The sequence below is a fragment of the Paenibacillus sp. BT-177 genome, from assembly GCF_025846815.2.
Lineage (GTDB): Bacteria > Bacillota > Bacilli > Paenibacillales > Paenibacillaceae > Paenibacillus > Paenibacillus polymyxa_C.
Genome location: NZ_JAOYTP010000001.1, coordinates 1,245,129 through 1,265,532 on the forward strand (window position 1 = coordinate 1,245,129; position 20,404 = coordinate 1,265,532).

Consider the following 20,404-nt stretch of genomic DNA (forward strand, 5'->3'; position numbering starts at 1 on the left):
TTATTCGTCCTCCTTCAGTTCTTTAACTCCGTCTCCTGCCTTGCATACATAAAAGCTGGCTTCCAGCCCTGTACGGGTCTGATAAGCTTCACCGACTTCCTTTACAAAACGATCCACATCATCCTCATGAACCAATGAAACCGTACAACCTCCAAACCCAGCCCCTGTCATGCGAGCACCCAGCGTGCCAGGAATGCGTCGTGCTTCTTCGACCATAACATCCAGCTCAGTGCAGCTGACCTCATACAAGTCACGTAATGAATCATGAGAAGCGTTCATTAACTGACCGAAAGCTGCAAGTTCATTCGCCGCGAGAGCTTCGACAGAGGCCAGCACACGAGCGTTTTCCTCCACCACATGCTGTGCCCGGCGACGGACTGTTTCATCAGCAATATGATGCTGAAGCTCTCCAAACCGAGCCTCATCCAGCTGTGCGAGGTATTCCAGTGACGGCTCCTGCTGCTGCAAAATGGACAGTGCTTCCGCACATTGACTGCGACGCTCGTTATAGGCTGAATCCACCAAACCGCGGCGCTTATTTGTATTGCCGATCACAAGCTTATAAGCTCCTGTGCGGAATGGCACTTTACGGTACTCCAGCGTATCGCACATCAGCAGGATTGCATGATCAGCCGCTCCGTTCGCTACAGCGAACTGGTCCATAATGCCGCAATTAACACCCACGTAATTGTTTTCTGCCCGCTGGGACAACAAAGCGATTTCGACTGTGTCGGTTTTCTGCTTTTCGGTAGTTAGGAAAGCGTAGCCTGTCACGACCTCAATCGAGGCTGAGGAGGATAATCCGGCTCCGTTCGGTATTTCTCCATGATAGAGCAGGTCGTATCCGCTAGACGGATAAACACCCTTTTCAGCCAACTCCACCAGTACACCCACCGGATAGTCCACCCACTCATCCGTTTTGCTTTTTCCTATTTCTCCGCGGGGGATAGACACTTCATACGACAGGTTTGTCGAAGCAAAATGAATTTGATCATCATTGCGTGCACGAAGAGTCAACGTCGTACCAAATTCCAGCGCAGCCGGGAGTACATAACCACCATTATAGTCGATATGCTCTCCAATGAGATTGACACGGCCAGGTGCATGAAATATCAGCAGTTCATTGCTGCTTTCACCATATTTTTCAATAAAATGTTTCTTTAATTCAGTAGAGTTCATACCCGCTTCCACCTCATTCACCGTTAGTAAAAGTCTCCCTGATTTCCCTGTAATATCTTAATCAGGTTGACATCTCTTATGATTTCAGTATAAATGAAAGCGTCACACAATGTAATGCATCCATGTGTTTAAGCTATGGATAAATGTGACTTGGACATGTACAATGTAAGTATACCGCATCCACTAAACTATTCACAAATGCAGGAAGGATGGCCCTATTTTGCAAGCGCATTCATATAGTTATGCTGTCGCCTCTAATCCGGTGTTTTATGAAAATAGCCCGCTGCATGTGCTTTTTGCAGGAGAGAGCCAGACCAAATCCGGTCATGCCGTAGGGCCGAAAATCTATGATTATTATCTGCTTCACTTTGTAGAGTCGGGCAAAGGCATCTTTCGAACAGAACAGCACACATATCAGCTTAAAAAAAACGATTTTTTCCTTATTCATCCCGGTCAGCTGGTGAGCTACACCTCTGATGAAGAGGAACCGTGGCGTTATCGTTGGTCTGCCTTTACCGGACACCATACAGAGCAGGTGGTGCAGGAGGCAGGACTGCGTGTTCATCAGCCTGTTTTCCATGCTGCTGATCAAAGTCCCATTCCTGGTTATCTGGAGCAAATGCAATTGGCCTTTTACAGCAGAAAATCTAGTTCTCATCTTTCAGCCTTGGGCTATTTGTACCTGATTATGGGAGAAGCAAGCAATTACCTGAGTGACTGGACTGATCCATCTGGGGCGGATTCGCAAATTCGACGTACAGTCAAGCAGATGGTTCAATACATGTCCACTCAGTACGCACACCCCGTTTCCATTGAGCAAATGTCTGAAGGTCTTGGTTATAACCGTGCATACTTATCACGGATATTCAAAAAGGAAACGGGCATCTCCCCCGTCACCTATCTGCTTAAGCTACGGATCGACAAATCACGTCAACTGCTGCGCGAACGTCCTGAGCTGTCGGTTGAGCAAGTGGCTGCATCTGTAGGATTAACCGATGCTCTATATTTCTCACGTCAATTCAAACGCTTCTGTGGGCAGTCTCCAACCGAGTACCGAAGCAAGGTTAAGCAGTATCCACAGTCGTAAAGTAAGCTTTAAGAGGCTTTACGAAGCTGCTGCTTCCAACAGACGGTTGATCTTCTTTTACAGGGGATGCTGGACAGGGCATTGGTTTCCCCTACTCCCAGCCATAAAGCAAACAGCCCGCATCCTTCAAACGGATGCGGGCTGTTAAGTATATATTTATAAGGAGAATGTGAAATTAGGCCGATAACTCTGGAATATCTTTTGTCATTAAGCTTTGTCGCCGTCTTGTCCGTTCCCGGCATTTAGAATCGAATCAATCCGATCCAACTCCTCCTGTGAAAACTCCAGATTGGATAAAGCTTCAACATTTTCTTCGATTTGGCTTACACGGCTAGCCCCAATCAGGACAGAGGTCAGACGTTCACCGCGTAGAGCCCATGCCAGTGAGAATTGAGCCAAACTTTGTCCACGTGCAGCAGCCATCTGATTCAAGGCGCGCACCTTGCGCAGAGTTTCGGGCGTCACATGGTTCTCATTCAGGAATACCGATGTGCTTGCCGCGCGTGAATCCTCGGGAATTCCGTTCAAATATTTATTGGTCAGCAGTCCCTGAGCCAGTGGACAAAAGGCAATGCTACCTATCCCGTTTTCGTCCAGTACATCTTGTAATCCATTTTCAATCCAGCGGTCAAGCAGAGAGTATCTCGGCTGATGGATTAACATCGGTGTTCCAAGCTCCTTCAAAATGCGAGCTGCTTCTGCCGTTTGCTCTGCACTATAATTAGACACGCCCACATACAGCGCTTTGCCGGAACGTACGATATGATCCAGTGCTCCCATCGTTTCTTCCAGCGGCGTATTCGGATCGAAGCGGTGAGAGTAGAATATATCGACATAGTCCAGTCCCAATCGCTTCAGACTCTGATCCAGACTGGATATCATATACTTACGAGATCCCCAGTCACCATAAGGACCTGCCCACATATGGTAGCCTGCTTTGGTAGAGATGACCAATTCATCCCGGTACGGTTTCATATCACTGGCTAACACTTGTCCGAAAAATTCCTCAGCTGAGCCTGCAGGAGGACCATAGTTATTAGCTAAATCAAAATGCGTAATGCCCAGATCAAAGGAGCGAGTAATCATGCTGCGACCATTCTCCGCGTTGTTAATCCCGCCAAAATTGTGCCACAAGCCTAGCGAAATAGCGGGCAATTTAAGACCCGATCTCCCTGTACGGTTATATTTCATACTTTCATAACGATCTTCGCCAGCTAAATAAACCATGCTATCACAGCCTCTCTCGAAACATTGTTATGTCCATTACAACCATCATCATAGCGCTTTTATCCGGGCGTTGACAAGAAAACGATTACAAGCCCAATTGATGAGCAAGTTTTTCCATAACTTTACCGATCGGTTCAGTGATCAAAAGATCCGCCTTGTGATCATACGAGGTGGGGTCTGTGTTCAGCAGCACTGTATGTTTACCACGAAAATAAGTAATCAAGCCCGCCGCAGGGTGAACTGTCAGTGACGTTCCTCCGATTAACAGCAGATCTGCTTGAGAAATGGCCTGGATGGATTGAATAAGGGTATCCTGATTCAACTCTTCCTCATATAAAACGACATCCGGTTTGATCATTCCTCCATCTACCGGACATTTAGGTACAACCTCGGAACTGTTCATCACTTCATTTAGGTCGTAAAAGCGACCGCATTCCATACAGTAGTTGCGATGTACCGAGCCGTGAAGCTCCAGTACATTTCTACTGCCTGCAGCCTGATGTAATCCGTCAATATTTTGCGTCACAACCGCTTTAAGACGGCCTTGCTTTTCCAAAGACGCGAGAAAATGATGACAGCCGTTCGGCTTCGCATCGGGATGCAGCATTTTGCTGCGATAGAAATCGAAGAATACTTCAGGATGCTTCACAAAAAAAGAGCGGCTAAGCATAACCTCAGGAGAGTAGGGCAATTTTTCCTCACTCTGATACAAGCCTGCTGCCGAACGAAAATCTGGAATACCACTTTCCGTTGATGTCCCTGCTCCGCCGAAAAAAACAATATTCTGTGATTGCTGTATCCATTCCGCCAATGTATTAACTTTCATGCTCTACGCACCTCCAGCTCTTCATATCCACGAACCACCTTATCCGCATCCAGCAAATGACTGGAACGTTCCGATGCCGGCGCAAATCCAATGGCTAGCCGTAATCCGGCACGCTTGCCCATCTGCATATCCCCATTACTGTCTCCGATCACTACCACGTCCGCCGGCGACAGTCCTAGTAACGCGCAAGCTGTTTCAGCCATTTCCGGATCAGGCTTGCCGTATGTAACCCTATCATGTCCGATGATCTCGTCAAAATAGGATGTCAGCCCCATCCACTCCAAATGCTCTTGTGCAGCCTCTGTACTGTCAGAGGTCACAACCGCCAGCTTTATTCCGGCATGGCGACTTTGCTCCAATAAAGTCCGTAACCCTGGAAACACCTTCGCTGCCCGATGTCGGCGGACGTCAGCCATCGCTGTTTTATTAAATTCGCGGACAAGCCGCACAGCTTCATTCCACGGGACACCGGCAGTATAAAGCTGCCAAGCCAGTACACCCGTACTTTCGTCCACCGTTCCCATTGCCAGCGGGCCAGAAGGATCGTAACCGATCACATGTCCCTCCCGATCGTGAACAGTACCTAGAACGTTGCCTTTTTCCATTGTAAAACCGGCTCCCGCCACGACAAGATGCTGCTCCATCATATCCAGTATAGAACGAGCCCAGGGGCCCCACAACTGAATAAAATCCAGCAGCGTGCCATCTTTATCGAATAAGATGCCACGGCATGGGTATCGCTTCCCCTGCACGATCAGCTCAGACATGCATTACACCTCCTTTACGGGTTCTTAGAAGCTGAATCCACACTCTCTTTCATCCAATCCTGTAAAGCCGTTACCGTCTGGTTCCATTGCTCAACGGCGCTAATTTTCGCAGGGTTATCCCCTTTCTGGGCACCGTAACTGCCAAATTGGGCATGGTTCCCCCCTTCGACTGTAAAATACAGCGTGTTGGCAGGTAAATAAGTTCTCCCACTTTGGACATTTTTCATCTGGATGACACCATCATCACTTCCTAACAGAGAAATAACTGGCAGATTTTTATCCTTTAAATTACCCTTGTTATCCGGGTAGGAAGCAAGGAAAAATACACCTTTGATCTGATCAGAATGTGCAGCTGCATATCGGGCCGCCATCACACCACCTAACGAATGACCGCCAATAACAAAGGCTTCCTCCGGATACGCCTTCAGCACTTCATTCGCCAAATCCGGTGAGATCAATGCAAGGTTCAGTGGCATTTTTCCAATAATCACATGATGTCCCTTTTCTGCCAAACGGCGTGCCAAGGGCGCATAACTTTCGGGTTTAACCAACGCCCCTGGGTACAAAATGACTCCTGATCCACTTCTTTTGGCAGGCTCAAAGCTTAACCAATGCTCTTGCTCATTTACTTTCACAGTATCCGCTATTTCAGCTAATGCAGCAGCAGCCGTCTCGTCAGGCTGATAAGGCGTAAATACCTTCCATGCTCCCCAACCCGCGATTAGCACGATGACAATTAGGATACCTAAAAGAATTTTCCATATTTTCCGAGAACCGCGTGTCCCATAAGAATTGTATGATCTTCTTGTTCTTCTTCTCATTATAAAAGTTCCTTTCGTCTTTCGTACCTCGTAATTCTTAGCTTGAATATAAAAGGTTTCGCTGTATTCGATAGCAATAGCTATAACCCTGTTAGGGTAACATCGTTGCACATACAGGGTCAAATGAGCACACGTTTCCAGACATGAGCCCATCTTTATTCCGTGTTCAAGCTTTCGCCACATAAAAAGGACATGACAGCGCTTACTGTTGTGAATAAAATCACAATGTTGAGGTCCAGAGTATCGTACCTTGTTCCTTGTAAAGAATTATTTTTTAAATAGTTTAATCGGCAGAAGCCGTTCGGAGGGAAACACATGACGACAAGCCATGATGTACAAGGGGAAAGCTTCTTTCTCAATTTGCGATTTCTGTTGATTATATGCGTATTTGCAGGAAACGCCCTGGAGCCATTAGTCGGTTCACTTCATCTTGCCCAACAATGGTTCAGCTGGATATTCATGTTTCATATGCCGTTGTTTGTACTCGTTACAGGCTACTTTGCCAGAACCACTTTGACAGGTCTCGCAGGACAAAAAGTTCTGCTTCAGATCGGTATGCAATATCTGATTTTCCAATCCCTTTATTCAATCTTGGATGTCGTAATCTTTCACGTTCCCCATATCCATCATTCTTTTTTTGCTCCTTATTTGCTGCTTTGGTTCCTTGCCAGCCACATCTGCTGGAGACTGTTAATGCTGTCTTTTCAGAAAATACCACCAGTCTTCCAACTGGGTATATCCGTGCTACTGGGTATTCTTGTCGGATATCTCCCCGTAGACGGTATATGGCTAAGCGTATGCAGAACCTTTGTTTATTTGCCTTACTTTGTAGCAGGTTATCATTTGAATTATGCGGACGTTCGACGCTTCTTCACAACACCTGTCCGTATAATCGCCGGCATTGTATCTCTTTTGCTTATGGTACTGGCGGGAACGTCGTATTTTGGCATCCCGGCTGGCTGGCTATATGGCAACATGACTTATGGTGAACTGGGCCATACCGAATGGTACGCAGGGATTTACCGTATCGGCATTTATGGAGTTCAATGGATAGCATCTATGGCGTTTCTAAGCTTTGTTCCAGCCGTCATAGGGCGTATAACCGAGATGGGACGGCGTACATTATATGTCTTTTTGCTCCATGGCTTAATCGTCCGTTCCGTTGTTGCAAAAGGAGTCTACGAGTATATAGATACTCCTGTGGAAGTCATGTTGATTCTAGTGTGCGCCACAGGTCTGTGCTGTCTGTTGACCATGCCTTGGGTTCGAACTGCAACACGGCCTCTGATTGAGCCACAAGTAGAGTGGATGTTGAAGCCAGCTCCTTATCTTTTTAGACGGTCTGCGTAATTTTTTATCCATTTATATTTCACAATCAGCACGCGACAACCCGCTTACAGACGAAAATGGAAGTGGGTCTCCCCCCTCTTTACTTCACGCATAGTACCTGTTTCATACAGGCAAGTTGTGGTAAGTAAAAGATACGCGCAACAAAAAACAACTTTTTCATAAGGGGTGATTTGTCATGGCACGTAATCAAAATCAGGGTAAAATGAGTCGCGAAGAAGCAGGCCGTATGGGTGGAGAAGCTACTTCCAAGAAGCACAACAAGGAATTTTATCAGGAGATTGGAAAAAAAGGCGGACAAGCAACCGCAAACTCACATGATAAGGAATTTTATCAGGAAATCGGCAAAAAGGGCGGCGATGCTACAGCTGAGTCGCATGACAAAAATTTCTACAGAGACATCGGTCGTAAAGGTGGCAGAAATTAAAATATAGTTTCATATACCCCCTCCTTTAATAAAAACAAGCCTAAGCCCATCCGCTTTATTGCGGCATGGGCTTTTCCTATTTATCCGATAAGCTAACATATCAGAATATCAGAGTTCGAAGAATCCAATTTAAATCCTCGCAGATGCAATATATAGATAAATAAAACTGTTCATATCTATATATTGTTGCTTACAGAACACTTCAATACTTTTTCAAAATCCTCATATATGTAGAAAAATGCGCACAACTATGATAGACTCTTTAGAAAACATCTGCGCTATTACGGCGTTCATTGAACGCCATACCATTTTTATACTTTGGGGGGAAACCAGCATCATGACAGCTAAGACGAAAATGCGTTCCGATATGATTAAAAAAGGCTTTGACCGCGCTCCTCACCGCAGCTTGCTGCGCGCAGCGGGTGTCAAGGAAGAAGATTTTGACAAACCGTTTATTGCGGTATGCAACTCGTATATTGACATCGTACCGGGCCACGTCCATTTGCAGGAATTTGGCAAAATTGTCAAGCAGGCCATTCGTGAAGCAGGCGGTGTACCTTTCGAATTTAACACTATTGGTGTAGATGATGGCATTGCCATGGGACACATCGGTATGCGTTATTCTTTGCCAAGTCGCGAAATTATCGCAGATTCTCTGGAAACTGTCGTTTCCGCTCACTGGTTTGATGGCATGGTATGTATTCCTAACTGCGATAAAATTACCCCTGGTATGATGATGGGGGCATTGCGTGTTAACATTCCGACTATTTTCGTCAGCGGCGGTCCTATGAAAGCTGGTAAAGACAAAAACGGACGCTCTATTTCCCTGACTTCCGTCTTTGAAGGCGTAGGTGCATTCCAAGCGGGCAAAATCGATGATCAAAGCTTGCTTGAGCTAGAACAATACGGCTGTCCAACATGCGGCTCCTGTTCAGGAATGTTCACAGCGAATTCCATGAACTGTCTCGCAGAAGCGATGGGACTGGCTATGCCAGGTAACGGCACCATCCTCGCTGTAGCAGAAGAGCGCAAAGAATTCGTTAAACAATCTGCACGCCAATTGATGGAATTGATTAAGCTCGATCTGAAACCACGTGATATCGTGACTAAAGAAGCTATTGATAATGCATTTGCACTGGATATGGCAATGGGCGGTTCTACGAATACAGTATTGCATACATTGGCACTTGCCCATGAAGCTGAAGTTGACTACCCTATTGAACGCATCAATGAAGTCGCAAACCGTGTACCTCATTTGTCCAAATTGGCACCTGCCTCCGACTATCACATTGAGGATGTTCATAATGCAGGCGGCGTAAGCGCAGTGCTGAATGAACTATTGAAGAAACCGGGCGCATTGCATGGTGACTGCATTACTGTAACCGGAAAAACCATTCGTGAAAATGTAGAGGGTCAGGAAATTCTGGACACTAACGTCATCCACAAATTGGACAACCCTTATTCCGAGCGCGGCGGTCTAGCTGTATTATTCGGCAATTTGGCACCACAAGGTTCCATTATTAAAGTTGGTGCGGTTGATCCTTCTGTTGGCGGTTATCACAAAGGTCCTGCCATCTGCTTTGATTCACAAGAAGATGCGCTGGCTGGCATTGCTAACGGTAAAATCGCCGAAGGACATGTTGTTGTTATTCGTTATGAAGGTCCTAAGGGCGGACCTGGTATGCCTGAAATGCTCGCTCCAACTTCACAAATCGTGGGCATGGGGCTTGGTGCCAAGGTTGGTCTGATTACAGACGGACGATTCTCAGGTGCTTCCCGTGGTATCTCCATCGGTCATATTTCCCCTGAAGCAGCAGAAGGCGGACCTATCGCTTTTGTTGAGGACGGCGATATCATTGAGCTGGACCTGAACAATCGTAAGATTGAGCTTCACATTACGGACGAAGAATTCGACCGTCGTCGTGCCAACTGGAAAGGCTTCGAGCCGAAAGTGAAGACAGGCTACCTGGCGCGTTATTCCAAGCTGGTGACGAACGCAAGTAACGGCGGAATTATGAAAATCTAAGTGCTTTGCCAAGATAGATTATTGTATGAAACACTAAAAACCTCTCGACTCCTACAAAGGATCGAGAGGCTTTTTTTATTAGGTCAACTGCTTGATCCTGTATCCGCTGTTTGTGAAGCCCTGATCGAAGTATGCATAGGCTCCCCTTCTTCGGTCATTTCACTGTTGAGTGTATGAACCACATCCCTTTGATCAGTTGGTTCAAAAACCTGGTCTGACCGGTGCGAATCTCCCGGTTGGAAACGATCAAACAAGGTATCAATGGGCATCACGATTAGTTTTGGTACCATGACCTCTTTTTTTTCACTCAATTGTTCTGAACCCGAAGGATGGATGACACGAAATAACAGCTTTAAATATACAGTAGCCACATGCTTAAACAATCCTTGGGGAAGCTCCTGAATTTGAAAGCCTAATTTTTCAGGCCCTCGATGAATCATACTTACTGCATAGATCGCCTTTACACCCTTCATACCAGAATCATGTACAACCCGTTGGGTAAGATCAGGCAGTTGTCTTTTCACAACCCGAATCAATTGAATCGCTAGATGTACCAAGGACTTTGCCGTCGCTCCCAATTGAAACAACATTTTATTGTCAAAATGAAGCTCAATTATAGGGTCCCCCTTTTCCAGCCACCTACCGTTCTCCATGTTTATATTTGGTCCATGATAGATACGACGACGATAATAAAAGATCGTATTATCCTTGCTGACAGGACGAAGACGGAACAAGGCATGAAAAAGTCGCTCGTATTGTAGCCATCCGAATACCATCGTTCTTTTAATCCAATCTGTACTGGACAAGCTAGAGACAGTGGATTGATTGCCAGACTGACGGCAAAACAATGTGTCCACGCGGACGCTGCGTAATTGCTGTTTCTGGGCGACCCTCAATAGCTTCTCTAGTGCAATGAGCATGTTCTGTGGCGCTTCTGCGTCAGCCCCCAATGTCGTACCACAGTCATGGAGCAGCATCACCTCGCCACCCCTCAGCTTTTTGAGCATTCTTTCCGCTAGTTGTTTCGCTCCAATGCTGGCCTTCCAGTCACCAAACATGGAGGACCATAATACGATTCGACGACCATTGTTTTTGGAAATATCAAAAAAGTTCACAATCCCCCAAGGTGGACGATAAAAGGTCGTTCCTTCGCCAGTTACTCGACGAATGACTGACTCTGTCTGGGTAATTTGTCTTCTAACCGTAACAGGCCGCATGAGCCAATTCGATTTGTGCACATAATTGTGGATACCAATCAGATGACCTTCATCATGCATGCGCTTCAGAAGCTCAGGGTGTTTTTCGGCATTCAACCCTACAACAAAAAAAGTAGCCTTGGCATCAAAACGCTTGAGTAAATCGAGCAACTGTGGTGTATAGACTGGATCAGGACCATCATCAAAGGTTAGCGCATATTCTTGGTCACTTTTGCCACGCCTAAACACCCGGAAACCAAATATACGACTCACCAGCGCCGGAATAAAAGCATAAAAAGTTGAAATGTAAAACATCCATAACAGCAAAGTCTGCACGTTTTATCCCCACTTTTCTATTCTGAACTTCCAAGCAGGCCTCCTGAAGAAAACTCACTTACTTATATGTTATCACAATGATGTAAGCATGCCGAGATTTTGCCATTGCTACTGGTCAGCATTGAGATTCAATTTAGTGTACAATAAATAAAAATCTTAAAGGAGTCGTTGTATACATATGCTTCCATTGTACAAAAAATATTGGCGTACTGTTTTTGATATCGGTCTGATCGTATTAACCGTGTATTTAATTATGTTCGTATCCAGCAAGCTGTATCAGCTAGCAGCACCTGTGTTCCTTTCATTCGTTGTGTTTTGGTGCATTGAACCTGCTGCCCGTTATTTTCATCGCAAAGGCATGAAAAAACCCTTTGCCTCCGCACTCTCCGTATTGCTGTTTATCATCTTATTACTGGCTATTTTTTTCGGATTGGGCCTGATCCTGGTTACTCAATTTACAAAAGTCGCGCAAAACCTCCCACATTATACCCAGATTATCCAAACGGAATTCACGCGGATTCTTCATCTATCTCAAGATAAAATTGCTGCCTTGCCTTCGGGTGTTACCGAACGTGTAAATGATTATTTTGCGACTGCTACCACCATTGCTACGAAATGGGCACAGCTAGGGTTATCCTTTTTCATTCAATTTCTCAGCTCTTTTACCGTTTTTATGGGCAACTTTGCGGTTGCAATCATTTTAGCGTTCTTTTTGAGTATGGAAATTAATCTCTGGAAAGGAATTGCCCGCAGTAAAACACCGAAGACACTAAAAACGGCGTACCTTTTTCTAAAAAATCATGTACTTAAAGCCATTTCCGCCTTTCTCAAGGCTCAAGCTCTACTGGTAGGAATTACCTTTGTGCTCGTCTTTATAGGTTTACTCATTTTGCAAGTAGATAATGCCCTATCGTTGGCGCTCGTAGCAGCTTTGTTTGATATTCTGCCGTTGTTGGGTGTGCCTGTTATCTTTATTCCGTGGGCAGTGTATTTGTTCATCACGGGGAATACCGGCTTGGCTGTAGGCTTGCTTATTGTTATGGCTGTCACCGTGATTGTGCGCCAGTTGGCGGAGCCCAAAATTACTGGTAATTCCATCGGCGTCTCATCTGCCTATCTAATGCTTTCCTTTGCCATTATATCGTTATCTATCTTCGGATTGGCCGGATTAATCCTATCCCCCATTCTGATCATTTTGCTCAAGGAATTGTGGCAGCAAGGTTATTTGCAGCAATGGATTCGGTTTCCGACTGAGGAATTTGACGAGCCTCCGTTTATCGTCAAAATTCAGGAGGAAGAGCGTGAAGCTACTCGCGGAACTCAGGAGGATTGAGCTAGCAGATCCATGACTTGACCGAACAGTACTGTGGCCTGATTTGCAGCATGCGCTGAAGCATTTTGCACTAGGACGGCAACCGCATAACGTGGCCGCTCTATCGGACCGTAACCAATAAACCACTGGTGATTTATTGGGTGACCGTTTTTTAAAGCTTGGGCCGTACCCGATTTACCAGCCAGCTTCCAGGTTTTATTGCGCAAGGAGGCACCTGTACCGTGTGCCACAACCTGTTCCATTGCTTCACGCAGCGTATGAGCCGTGGATGTGCGAATCGAGCGGCTGCCTTGGGGTAAAGGAGCAGCGTGAGCAGGTAGCTCCAGCAAGGTGCTTCCGTCTGCGTAGCTGATGCGTTTTACGATACGCGGTGCATGTACTTGACCATCGTGCAGCAAGGTGACGATGAGGTTGGCTGCTTGGAGAGGCGTCACCAGCACATCACGCTGGCCGATAGCTGTCTGCACACGTACGCCTGGATCAGATGCATTCGTAAGGGAGCCGAATACGGTTCCCTTTTCTTCGTGATCTAGCGGTCTGAATTGAGGCAGGCCTACAAGATTCCGGTCCTGCCAGCCCACGGTTCGACTCAATCCCAGTGCAGAGGCTGCGGCCTGAATTTGCTCAGCGTTAAGCCGTTCGCCGAGATGAGCGAATACACTATTACAGGATACGGCAAGCCCCTCCTCCAGGTTCAGGGTTCCGTGTCCTTTTTCTTTCCAGCAAGACAATCCGTACTTGCCATAGGCTCCATGACAATGAAATTGCTCCTGTGGTTGAACCACACCTGATTCAAGTGCAGCCGCAGCCGTAACCAACTTAAAAATAGAACCAGGCGTTACCGCTTTGAGGGCACGATTAGACCAGTCTGTTTTTTGCTGCGGATCAATATGAAGGGGATTATAAAAAGGCCGAGACACCATCGCCATAACATCCGCGTTGCCTGCGTCAAGCACAACCACTGCACCTTCTGCCAAATGATTAGATTCTGTCAGCTTCTCAATCTGTTCCTGCAACGGGAGATCAATTGTAGTCTGCACCTGTAATGGATAGTGACTATTGGATGGAGCACTGACACGAAGCGGGACATGAGTCAATGGACGACGTTGCGCATCTACAGGCCGAGAGACGAACGTCTCACCAACGCCACTTAGCAGCGGCTCGAGCGTTCTTTCCAATCCAGCTGCCCCCATCGGCAGTTCACTTGCTCGTTCACCACGTTCATACAGAAAACCAAGCCATTGTCTGCCATTGGGCACATCCCTATAACGTTGCGCATACGGTACAAGCTCTATGAGCGAAGGGGCTAACTCCAGCAGTCTCCCCGCTTCATTCGGATGGATTTGTACGAGCTTTCCGCGTCCATCCCGCCATATGAGCGGTGATTGCAGTCCTTTCCATCGCGTCAACAGTTGTCCTTTACTCGTATGCAGTAGCTTGGCCAGTTCTTGTCCATGCAAAGCAGCTTGGCCATCTACATCGGGAAAAAGCACTGGCGTCCATACGACTCCTCCAGTCAAGGGCTGCCCGTGTCGGTCTGTAAACTGTCCCCGCCCAGTATCAATAGCGATTCCTTCTTGTCGCTGACGTACTGACATTTCTTTAAGCGAATGCCCCCCATAAAGTGACAAATGAATACCCGCTGTCCCCTGAATCCAAGCCAGTCGGAAACATAAAATCAGTAGTAATACCATGATCCCCAGGGCTATATATGCAATTCGACGTTGACGAATGAAACTGCTATGACGCCTAGACACATTCATCCTCCTTTCATCATTTTTCCAGTAGTATGTCCGGTGATGGAAAAAGAAAACCCACTCAACATGTAATGTCGAATGGGTTACCGAATTTATGGGATATCTAGTGAGGAATATGGACTCCAACCTAAAATTTCGTCTAACGAATAATAGACCGTTATAAAAATAGTAATGGCTAGAACCGCCCAAGCCAACTTTGTGTTTGTATTCATAATTTGTGCTCCTGATACCCCTGATTTTAGAACACCTACACTGTAAACCTCGAAAGCTGTTCTTTCAAATTCACCGATACTCCTTCCAACTTATCAGACAAGCCTACCAGCTGATTACCGATATTGGCCTGCTCATTACTGAGAGAAGCGACTTCCTGCGAAGTAGCCGAGGATTGCTCTGCTACCGCACTTACATTGGTCATTGCCTCGGACAAAGTAGTCTGCGATTCACTCAGATGATGAATGGATGCGGTGACTGTTCCCAACCGAAGCGCGAACTCTCCCATTTGCTGCTGTACCGATTGGAAAATGTCCGTCGTTTCTTGTACGGCTCCCATCTGCTCCCGGAACAGCGGATACACTTCAGATAACGCCTGTACCGTTTCATTCATCTCATTGACGATATTATTCGTAATACCTGTAGCCGTACGAATGGCTTGACGTGATTGCTCTGCCAACTGACGAACCTCATTTGCAACCACCATAAAACCACGCCCAGCTGTCCCCGCTCGTGCTGCTTCAATCGTCGCATTCAGTGATAGAATGTTCGTTTGTTTAGCAATATCCTGTAATACGTCCAGCACTTTAAAGACATCGGAAGTTGTCTGCTTCAGTTCATCTACTTTGCCCACTAGAGCATGCGTAGTTTCTTCCGTAACCTTAGTTTTGCTCAATAAATTTTTCAGCTGAACTGTCCCTTTTTCACTAGACTGTTCAACTTCTTGTGCGACCAGACTCATTTCATGATTAGAAGTCATAACCGTATCCATCTGCTGGGATATATTCCCGGTTAACCCGCTACCACGTTCCGCCTCTGTTGCCAAACTGGTGGCACCATGAGCAATCTCTTCCGTTGCGGCTGCAATTTCTTTGGCTGAAACGGCTGTCTTTTTCGAGGCATCACTCAGTTCCGTCGCTGTATTCAGTACCTCCTGTGCTGATGCATTCGTCTGTTCTACCAGCAATGTAATTTGTTCCATCATCGTATCAAAACTTTCAGACAACTGTCCAATCTCATCCTGTGCCTTATACTTCGTTCGAATTTGCAAGTTGCCTTTGGCGCCTTCAATCATTAAATCCTTTAGGTGTGTCAATGGACGAGCCACAAGACGTACCATCCACAGACCAATGAACAATGCAATGAGTGCCGCTACCGCAGCAAATACCCAGGTTGTGGTAAGTATTCCCCTGGCGTCTCTCACCAGTTCAGATACAGGCACTACACCCACGAGAATCCATTTGGAAGTTCCCAGTGTATTATGAACCGCAAGCACACTTTGCTCTTTTCCGTCTGCTACCTGCTCCATAATTTGATTCCCTTCGATCCCTTCAAGCTTGGAAACGTAATCCAGCTTTGTCTTTCCTCCTGCCAAACTCTCATTGTTAGAGCCTACAAACTCACCCTTGTCTGTCACAAGGCTAATCATACTGCCTGAGCCCAAATTAACACCTTTCAACTCGTCCTCCACCGCACTGGCCTTTAAATCCATAACCAGAACATAAGTCCCTCCCAACCCGGACATGCTGTTCATGGAGCGTGCCAGACGAAAGGTCTTGCTGCCATTGTCATTCACCTGTGTAGGTAGCCAAACCATTCCCTTGTTTTTCAAAATATCCTTAAACCATGCTTCCTGCCGTACATCCTTTTGTGTTCCGGTACCCATTGCAGCTAAACTGGTTTCTTCCGGGTACAGGTACAATGAATCAATCGCTTTATTTGTAAAAGCAATATTCGTTAATTTCTTGTTCACTTCGCCCATAGCAACAAAAGATGCAAAGGGATTTTTATCTTGCTTTACAGCCTTTTGCAACTGATCACTTAATTCAGTATCGAAAAATACCTGTGTCGATGTGTCTTGAAAGCGCTCTAAAATAATATCAAGCTTTTCCGAAGTTTGCTGAACTGTTTGCTGATACGCTGTAGCTGCATTTTTTTCAATCGTACTTTTAGCTTTGTAGTACGAGAGCATCCCCAGGCTGACCACGAATAACATAATGGCTGCAAAAAAGATCAGAAACAACTTCATTCCAACCGAACGGATCGGATTATAGTTTTTGACCAAATGCATAAAATCCTTACTGTATCTTTCAGGCTTAAGTAAACGCTTTAAATTGTATGTGCATTTACGTAAGGCCTTAGCTACCCAGGGAGTATCTTTCGAAGACATCACAACCGTCTCCTCCCCTTTATCCGTTGTTACTTTACTTCCTTTCAAGCCTTTCATTGGATCCGTTTTCTTAGGTTGCCTTTTTGCTGCATTTCTCTCTTTTTTCCGAAAACCCATTCCTCTCACCTACCACCATATAATTAGTTTCTTGTTCCACGTCATCCTTTATGTATCTATTATCTATATAATCTCTATCGGAACTATTCGACAAGGAATGTAGCTTTCCTTTGAGTACCAACTAAATTTTGTGAAACTTTTTTCCTAGAAAACTATTCAAAAAAAAGCCTCTCCAACCGATAGGAGAGGCTTTTGAATCTTTTCACCTGTGACTTAAGGCTTATTTACTTCTTTTTACGCATCATATCAAAATACGATACAGGCTGATCTACCTTCATTTTGATTCGTTGAAGCGGATGACGTGCAGCATCTAATTCGTTGCCTTCCTCATCCCAGATCGTTCCGACCGTTTGCTTGAAAAACGTTCCGTTCGGCCCGAAAAATTCAATTTCATGCCCTGGTTTAAAATGGTTACGTTGTTGAATCGTTGCGATGCCACTTGCGGCATCGTAATCCATGACTAGTCCGGCAAAATCATAAGGGACTGCTTTTTCTTCCGGCTCATAAATATGATCCTCATGATCCGGTGTATCATAGAAGAATCCTGTATTTAACGGACGATTGGCTGCCTTGTTAATTTCTTCAATCCATTCTGGTTTGAGTACATAATTTTCCGGATCAGCCATATAAGAATCAATCGCTTGACGGTAGACATTCACGACCGTAGCCACATAGTGGATGGACTTCATACGTCCCTCCACTTTAAAGCTGTCTACACCCACATCAATCAGATCAGGAATATTTTCAATCATACACAGATCCTTGGAACCCATAGAAAAAGCATTATCGCTCTCTTCAAACAATGGAAGCTGGTTAACGCCAAGCTGGAACTGTTTTAGTACATTGTTATCCTGTGCCTCTTCCTCAGATATCCAAACCTCACCTGGACGGGCATCCTCAAACAAATCATATTTCCAGCGGCAAGACTGACAACATCCTCCACGATTAGAATCGCGGTCTGTAAAGTGATTGGATAACACGCAGCGACCGGAAAATGAAGAGCACATCGCACCATGGACAAAAGCTTCGATTTCGATGTCCACATGCTTTTTAATTTCTTCGATTTCCTCCAAGCTGGTTTCACGTCCAAGTACCACACGCGGCAGTCCCTCGTCTTTCCAGAACTTTACCGCTTGCCAATTCAGCGTGGACTGCTGTGTGCTCAAATGCACTTCCAATCCGGGAACTGCCCGCAATGCCACGGATACAATGGCCGGATCAGCGACGATAACGGCATGAATTCCTACTTCATACAGATTGCGCAAGTATTCCTCAATTCCGGCAATATCTTCATTGTGAGCATAGATATTAGTCGCCACAAGCACCTTAGCACCGTACTTGTTGGCGAATTCCACACCTTCACGCATTTCTTCAAAACTAAAATTATCGGCGTTAGAACGCAGACCGTATTTTTGTCCACCAATATATACAGCATCTGCGCCATAGTGAACGGCAAACTTCAGCTTTTCTAGATTTCCGGCAGGAGCCAACAGCTCTGGCTTATCCAGACGATTCCGTTTACCTGTATATTTTCTCGTTTTGGTGATCGTTCCCATGACGTTCCCCCCTCTGTAAATTCATTTTGTAATTAATAAACCTGCTCTTTGTAGAAAAATCCGAAGGAGAGTTCCCGTTCAGGGTCTTGAAGACGGCGGACCTCATCCAGCCAGCTTTCATCATAAACATAAGCATCTGGGTCGGCTGTATAACTGTCTATTGCTTTACGATAAGCACGGACAACTGCCTCATTGTAAGCGGTGGGTTTCAACAAGCCCTCGATCTTAAAGCTGTGCACACCCGCCTCCATCAGAATATGCAGGTCCTCCATGATACAAAAATCATCCGAACTCATAATATGTGTCCCGTTGATATCTTCGTAAATGGGGAACTTCTCTTCCTTCCGCTCTGCTTCAATCAGAAACAAGCCACGCCCTCTGCCGAGATCGCCTTCTACCGTGCGACCTTGGTGCAGCATATAGCTTTGAACAAGCTTACGCTTGGAGTGATAAATATTGGTCATTCCATGTACCTGAACCTGTGCTTCTATATTCAACTTTGGAATCATTTCCGTAATTTCATCCATACTGAGCTCACGAGCCAAGATGACACGTGACGCCCCTTTTTCACCCCAGTAGTTGGCGGTTGCGAAGTTGGTAGAAATCATCTCTCCGTTCCAGAAGAGTTTCAGATGAGGTGCATACTCCTTCACTGCCATAAGCACTGCTGGATCATTAAACTCAATGGCGTCTACGCCGCATCCAGCTAGTGTCTGCACATATTCGGGAAGAAGTGGCAATAGCTCATTCGTCATCAAATTCGTCATAGATATATATACCTGCGCCGCATGCTTCCGTGCCTCTTCCACAACCTCACGGATTTGGTCCGGTGTAAAATGTCCTGGCAGTCGCATGCCAAAGCGGTCATCTCCAATAAGCAATGCAGTAGCTCCAGCCTCCAGCATATGGCGGGCATCCTCCGGAGAGCTGGCAGTTGCCAGCAGTTCGGGTTTGTAAGCCATAGGCTCACCTCCTAATTTGTCTTACGGTTACTTACCTGAATGTTATGCAAATGATCTTTATACGTTTTGGCAAACAAATGTTTATGTGTTCCATCTTTTTTGGTCACATAAAATAAATAATCTGTAGATTTCGGCTGTAGAGCCGCCACTACTGATTTCAGACTGGGACTTGCAATCGGTCCTGGTGGAAGTCCCTGATGCATATACGTATTATAAGGACTTTCTACTGCCAAATCCTTGTAATACAGTCGTTCCTTTTGCTTGTCCAGCATATATTGAACTGTAGCATCAATTTCCAGCTTTTTATCCTGTTGGAGACGGTTATAAATAACGCCAGCTACGATAGGCCGTTCATCGTCTACAACCACCTCACGCTCTACCAGAGAGGCAACTGTCAGCAGCTGATGCAGTGTTTCACTGCGTTGCTGCAGCCCGGCATCCAGGTCAGAAATGGTATCCAGACGTTTTTCCGTCTGCTCCAGCATCGTCTGAATGATATCCTTGGTTGTGCTTCCCTTTTTCAGTTCATAAGTTTCCGGGAAAAGATAGCCTTCCAGCGCATAGCGAAGCCCCGCCTGCTTTGGTATGTCCCACACCAGCGCGACGTCAAAAGCGGACGGATCGTTGGCCAACTGCAAAAATTGCTGCCGGTCTGCCAGTCCTTCCTTTTGCAGCTTCTCAGCCATCTGTCTAATCGTAAAACCCTCCGGGATTGTAAAACGGATCATTTCCTCTTTGACTACGTCCCCAGCCGATAGCTTGGCAATCAGCTGATCAAAGGTTGCGCCAGGCTGCGCTTCATATTTTCCAGCCTGAAATGCGTTTCCTTGCTGTTTGAATTTTACATAAGCCTTAAACACGAGCGCATTACGTATAAGTCCCTTTTGCTCCAGCGTATCTGCAATAGCCGATGTTCCCGTACCCCTTACCACCGTAAAAGCAACGGGTTGTGTTTTCGGCTGAACAGGCTGCATGGCATTCCATATATAGAGGATTGCACCTCCTGCTATACAAACAAGCACGAGAAGCAACGTAAGCATCCTTGTCCTTCGCTTCACAT

At 46.0% G+C, this 20,404-nt stretch carries 16 protein-coding genes; 5 read left to right on the plus strand and 11 right to left on the minus strand.

Going from position 1 to position 20,404, the window contains the following annotated elements:
* Positions 1 to 1,179: a galactokinase gene (locus OIU26_RS05685; RefSeq protein WP_264216202.1), complete on the minus strand. Its 1,179-nt coding sequence runs from the start codon at positions 1,177 to 1,179 to the stop codon at positions 1 to 3.
* 220 nt (positions 1,180 to 1,399) lie between these two features.
* On the opposite strand from OIU26_RS05685, the gene OIU26_RS05690 reads away from it, so the two are divergent.
* Positions 1,400 to 2,266 (plus strand): AraC family transcriptional regulator, encoded by an 867-nt coding sequence (locus OIU26_RS05690; protein ID WP_025676132.1) that lies wholly within the window; start codon positions 1,400 to 1,402, stop codon positions 2,264 to 2,266.
* A gap of 207 nt (positions 2,267 to 2,473) precedes the next feature.
* Here OIU26_RS05690 and mgrA read toward each other — a convergent pair whose 3' ends face one another.
* The 4 genes from mgrA to OIU26_RS05710 form a co-directional block, all read right to left on the minus strand.
* Positions 2,474 to 3,493: an L-glyceraldehyde 3-phosphate reductase gene (gene mgrA / locus OIU26_RS05695; protein ID WP_264216203.1), complete on the minus strand. Its 1,020-nt coding sequence runs from the start codon at positions 3,491 to 3,493 to the stop codon at positions 2,474 to 2,476.
* Positions 3,494 to 3,578: 85 nt separating this feature from the next.
* On the minus strand, positions 3,579 to 4,319 hold the full coding sequence (locus tag OIU26_RS05700) for an NAD-dependent protein deacylase (protein ID WP_264216204.1): 741 nt from the start codon (positions 4,317 to 4,319) through the stop codon (positions 3,579 to 3,581).
* Positions 4,316 to 5,086: an HAD family hydrolase gene (locus tag OIU26_RS05705; RefSeq protein ID WP_264216205.1), complete on the minus strand. Its 771-nt coding sequence runs from the start codon at positions 5,084 to 5,086 to the stop codon at positions 4,316 to 4,318. Before OIU26_RS05705 ends, OIU26_RS05700 begins: the two co-directional genes overlap by 4 nt.
* 14 nt (positions 5,087 to 5,100) lie before the next feature.
* The gene (locus OIU26_RS05710; protein ID WP_013372593.1) at positions 5,101 to 5,907 is read right to left on the minus strand and encodes an alpha/beta fold hydrolase; all 807 of its coding nucleotides are present in this window, start codon (positions 5,905 to 5,907) and stop codon (positions 5,101 to 5,103) included.
* Between the two features lie 315 nt (positions 5,908 to 6,222).
* Here OIU26_RS05710 and OIU26_RS05715 point away from each other — a divergent pair, with 315 nt between their 5' ends.
* From OIU26_RS05715 to ilvD, 3 genes are all read left to right on the plus strand, one after another.
* On the plus strand, positions 6,223 to 7,257 hold the full coding sequence (locus tag OIU26_RS05715) for an acyltransferase family protein (protein ID WP_058710429.1): 1,035 nt from the start codon (positions 6,223 to 6,225) through the stop codon (positions 7,255 to 7,257).
* Positions 7,258 to 7,432: 175 nt separating this feature from the next.
* A complete protein-coding gene (locus tag OIU26_RS05720) occupies positions 7,433 to 7,681 on the plus strand; it encodes a KGG domain-containing protein (protein ID WP_013372595.1) in 249 nt (82 codons plus the stop codon).
* 337 nt (positions 7,682 to 8,018) lie between these two features.
* Positions 8,019 to 9,707 (plus strand): dihydroxy-acid dehydratase, encoded by a 1,689-nt coding sequence (gene ilvD, locus OIU26_RS05725; protein WP_016324645.1) that lies wholly within the window; start codon positions 8,019 to 8,021, stop codon positions 9,705 to 9,707.
* 83 nt (positions 9,708 to 9,790) lie between these two features.
* Here the strand turns inward: ilvD and OIU26_RS05730 are convergent, their stop codons facing one another.
* On the minus strand, positions 9,791 to 11,239 hold the full coding sequence (locus OIU26_RS05730) for a polysaccharide deacetylase family protein (protein ID WP_264216206.1): 1,449 nt from the start codon (positions 11,237 to 11,239) through the stop codon (positions 9,791 to 9,793).
* A 178-nt stretch (positions 11,240 to 11,417) separates the two neighbouring features.
* Between OIU26_RS05730 and OIU26_RS05735 the strand changes: the two genes are divergently transcribed.
* A complete protein-coding gene (locus OIU26_RS05735) occupies positions 11,418 to 12,572 on the plus strand; it encodes an AI-2E family transporter (protein WP_064961887.1) in 1,155 nt (384 codons plus the stop codon).
* Here the strand turns inward: OIU26_RS05735 and OIU26_RS05740 are convergent.
* The 5 genes from OIU26_RS05740 to mltG all read right to left on the minus strand — a co-directional run bounded on the left by OIU26_RS05740 (position 12,560) and on the right by mltG (position 20,384).
* Entirely contained in the window at positions 12,560 to 14,335 is a 1,776-nt protein-coding gene (locus tag OIU26_RS05740) for a penicillin-binding transpeptidase domain-containing protein (RefSeq protein ID WP_264216207.1), read from the minus strand. The two genes, OIU26_RS05735 and OIU26_RS05740, sit on opposite strands and share 13 nt — an antisense overlap.
* Positions 14,336 to 14,576: 241 nt before the next feature.
* Complete coding sequence (locus OIU26_RS05745; protein ID WP_436449021.1) at positions 14,577 to 16,826, minus strand: methyl-accepting chemotaxis protein; 2,250 nt, start codon at positions 16,824 to 16,826, stop codon at positions 14,577 to 14,579.
* Positions 16,827 to 17,050: 224 nt separating this feature from the next.
* Positions 17,051 to 18,382, minus strand: a complete 1,332-nt coding sequence (locus OIU26_RS05750) for a peptidase U32 family protein (RefSeq protein WP_013372602.1) — start codon at positions 18,380 to 18,382, stop codon at positions 17,051 to 17,053.
* A gap of 32 nt (positions 18,383 to 18,414) precedes the next feature.
* Positions 18,415 to 19,344, minus strand: coding sequence for a peptidase U32 family protein (locus tag OIU26_RS05755; protein WP_064961890.1), 930 nt, complete (start codon positions 19,342 to 19,344; stop codon positions 18,415 to 18,417).
* Between the two features lie 11 nt (positions 19,345 to 19,355).
* Positions 19,356 to 20,384 (minus strand): endolytic transglycosylase MltG, encoded by a 1,029-nt coding sequence (gene mltG, locus OIU26_RS05760; RefSeq protein WP_264216272.1) that lies wholly within the window; start codon positions 20,382 to 20,384, stop codon positions 19,356 to 19,358.
* Between the last annotated feature and the right edge of the window lie 20 nt (positions 20,385 to 20,404).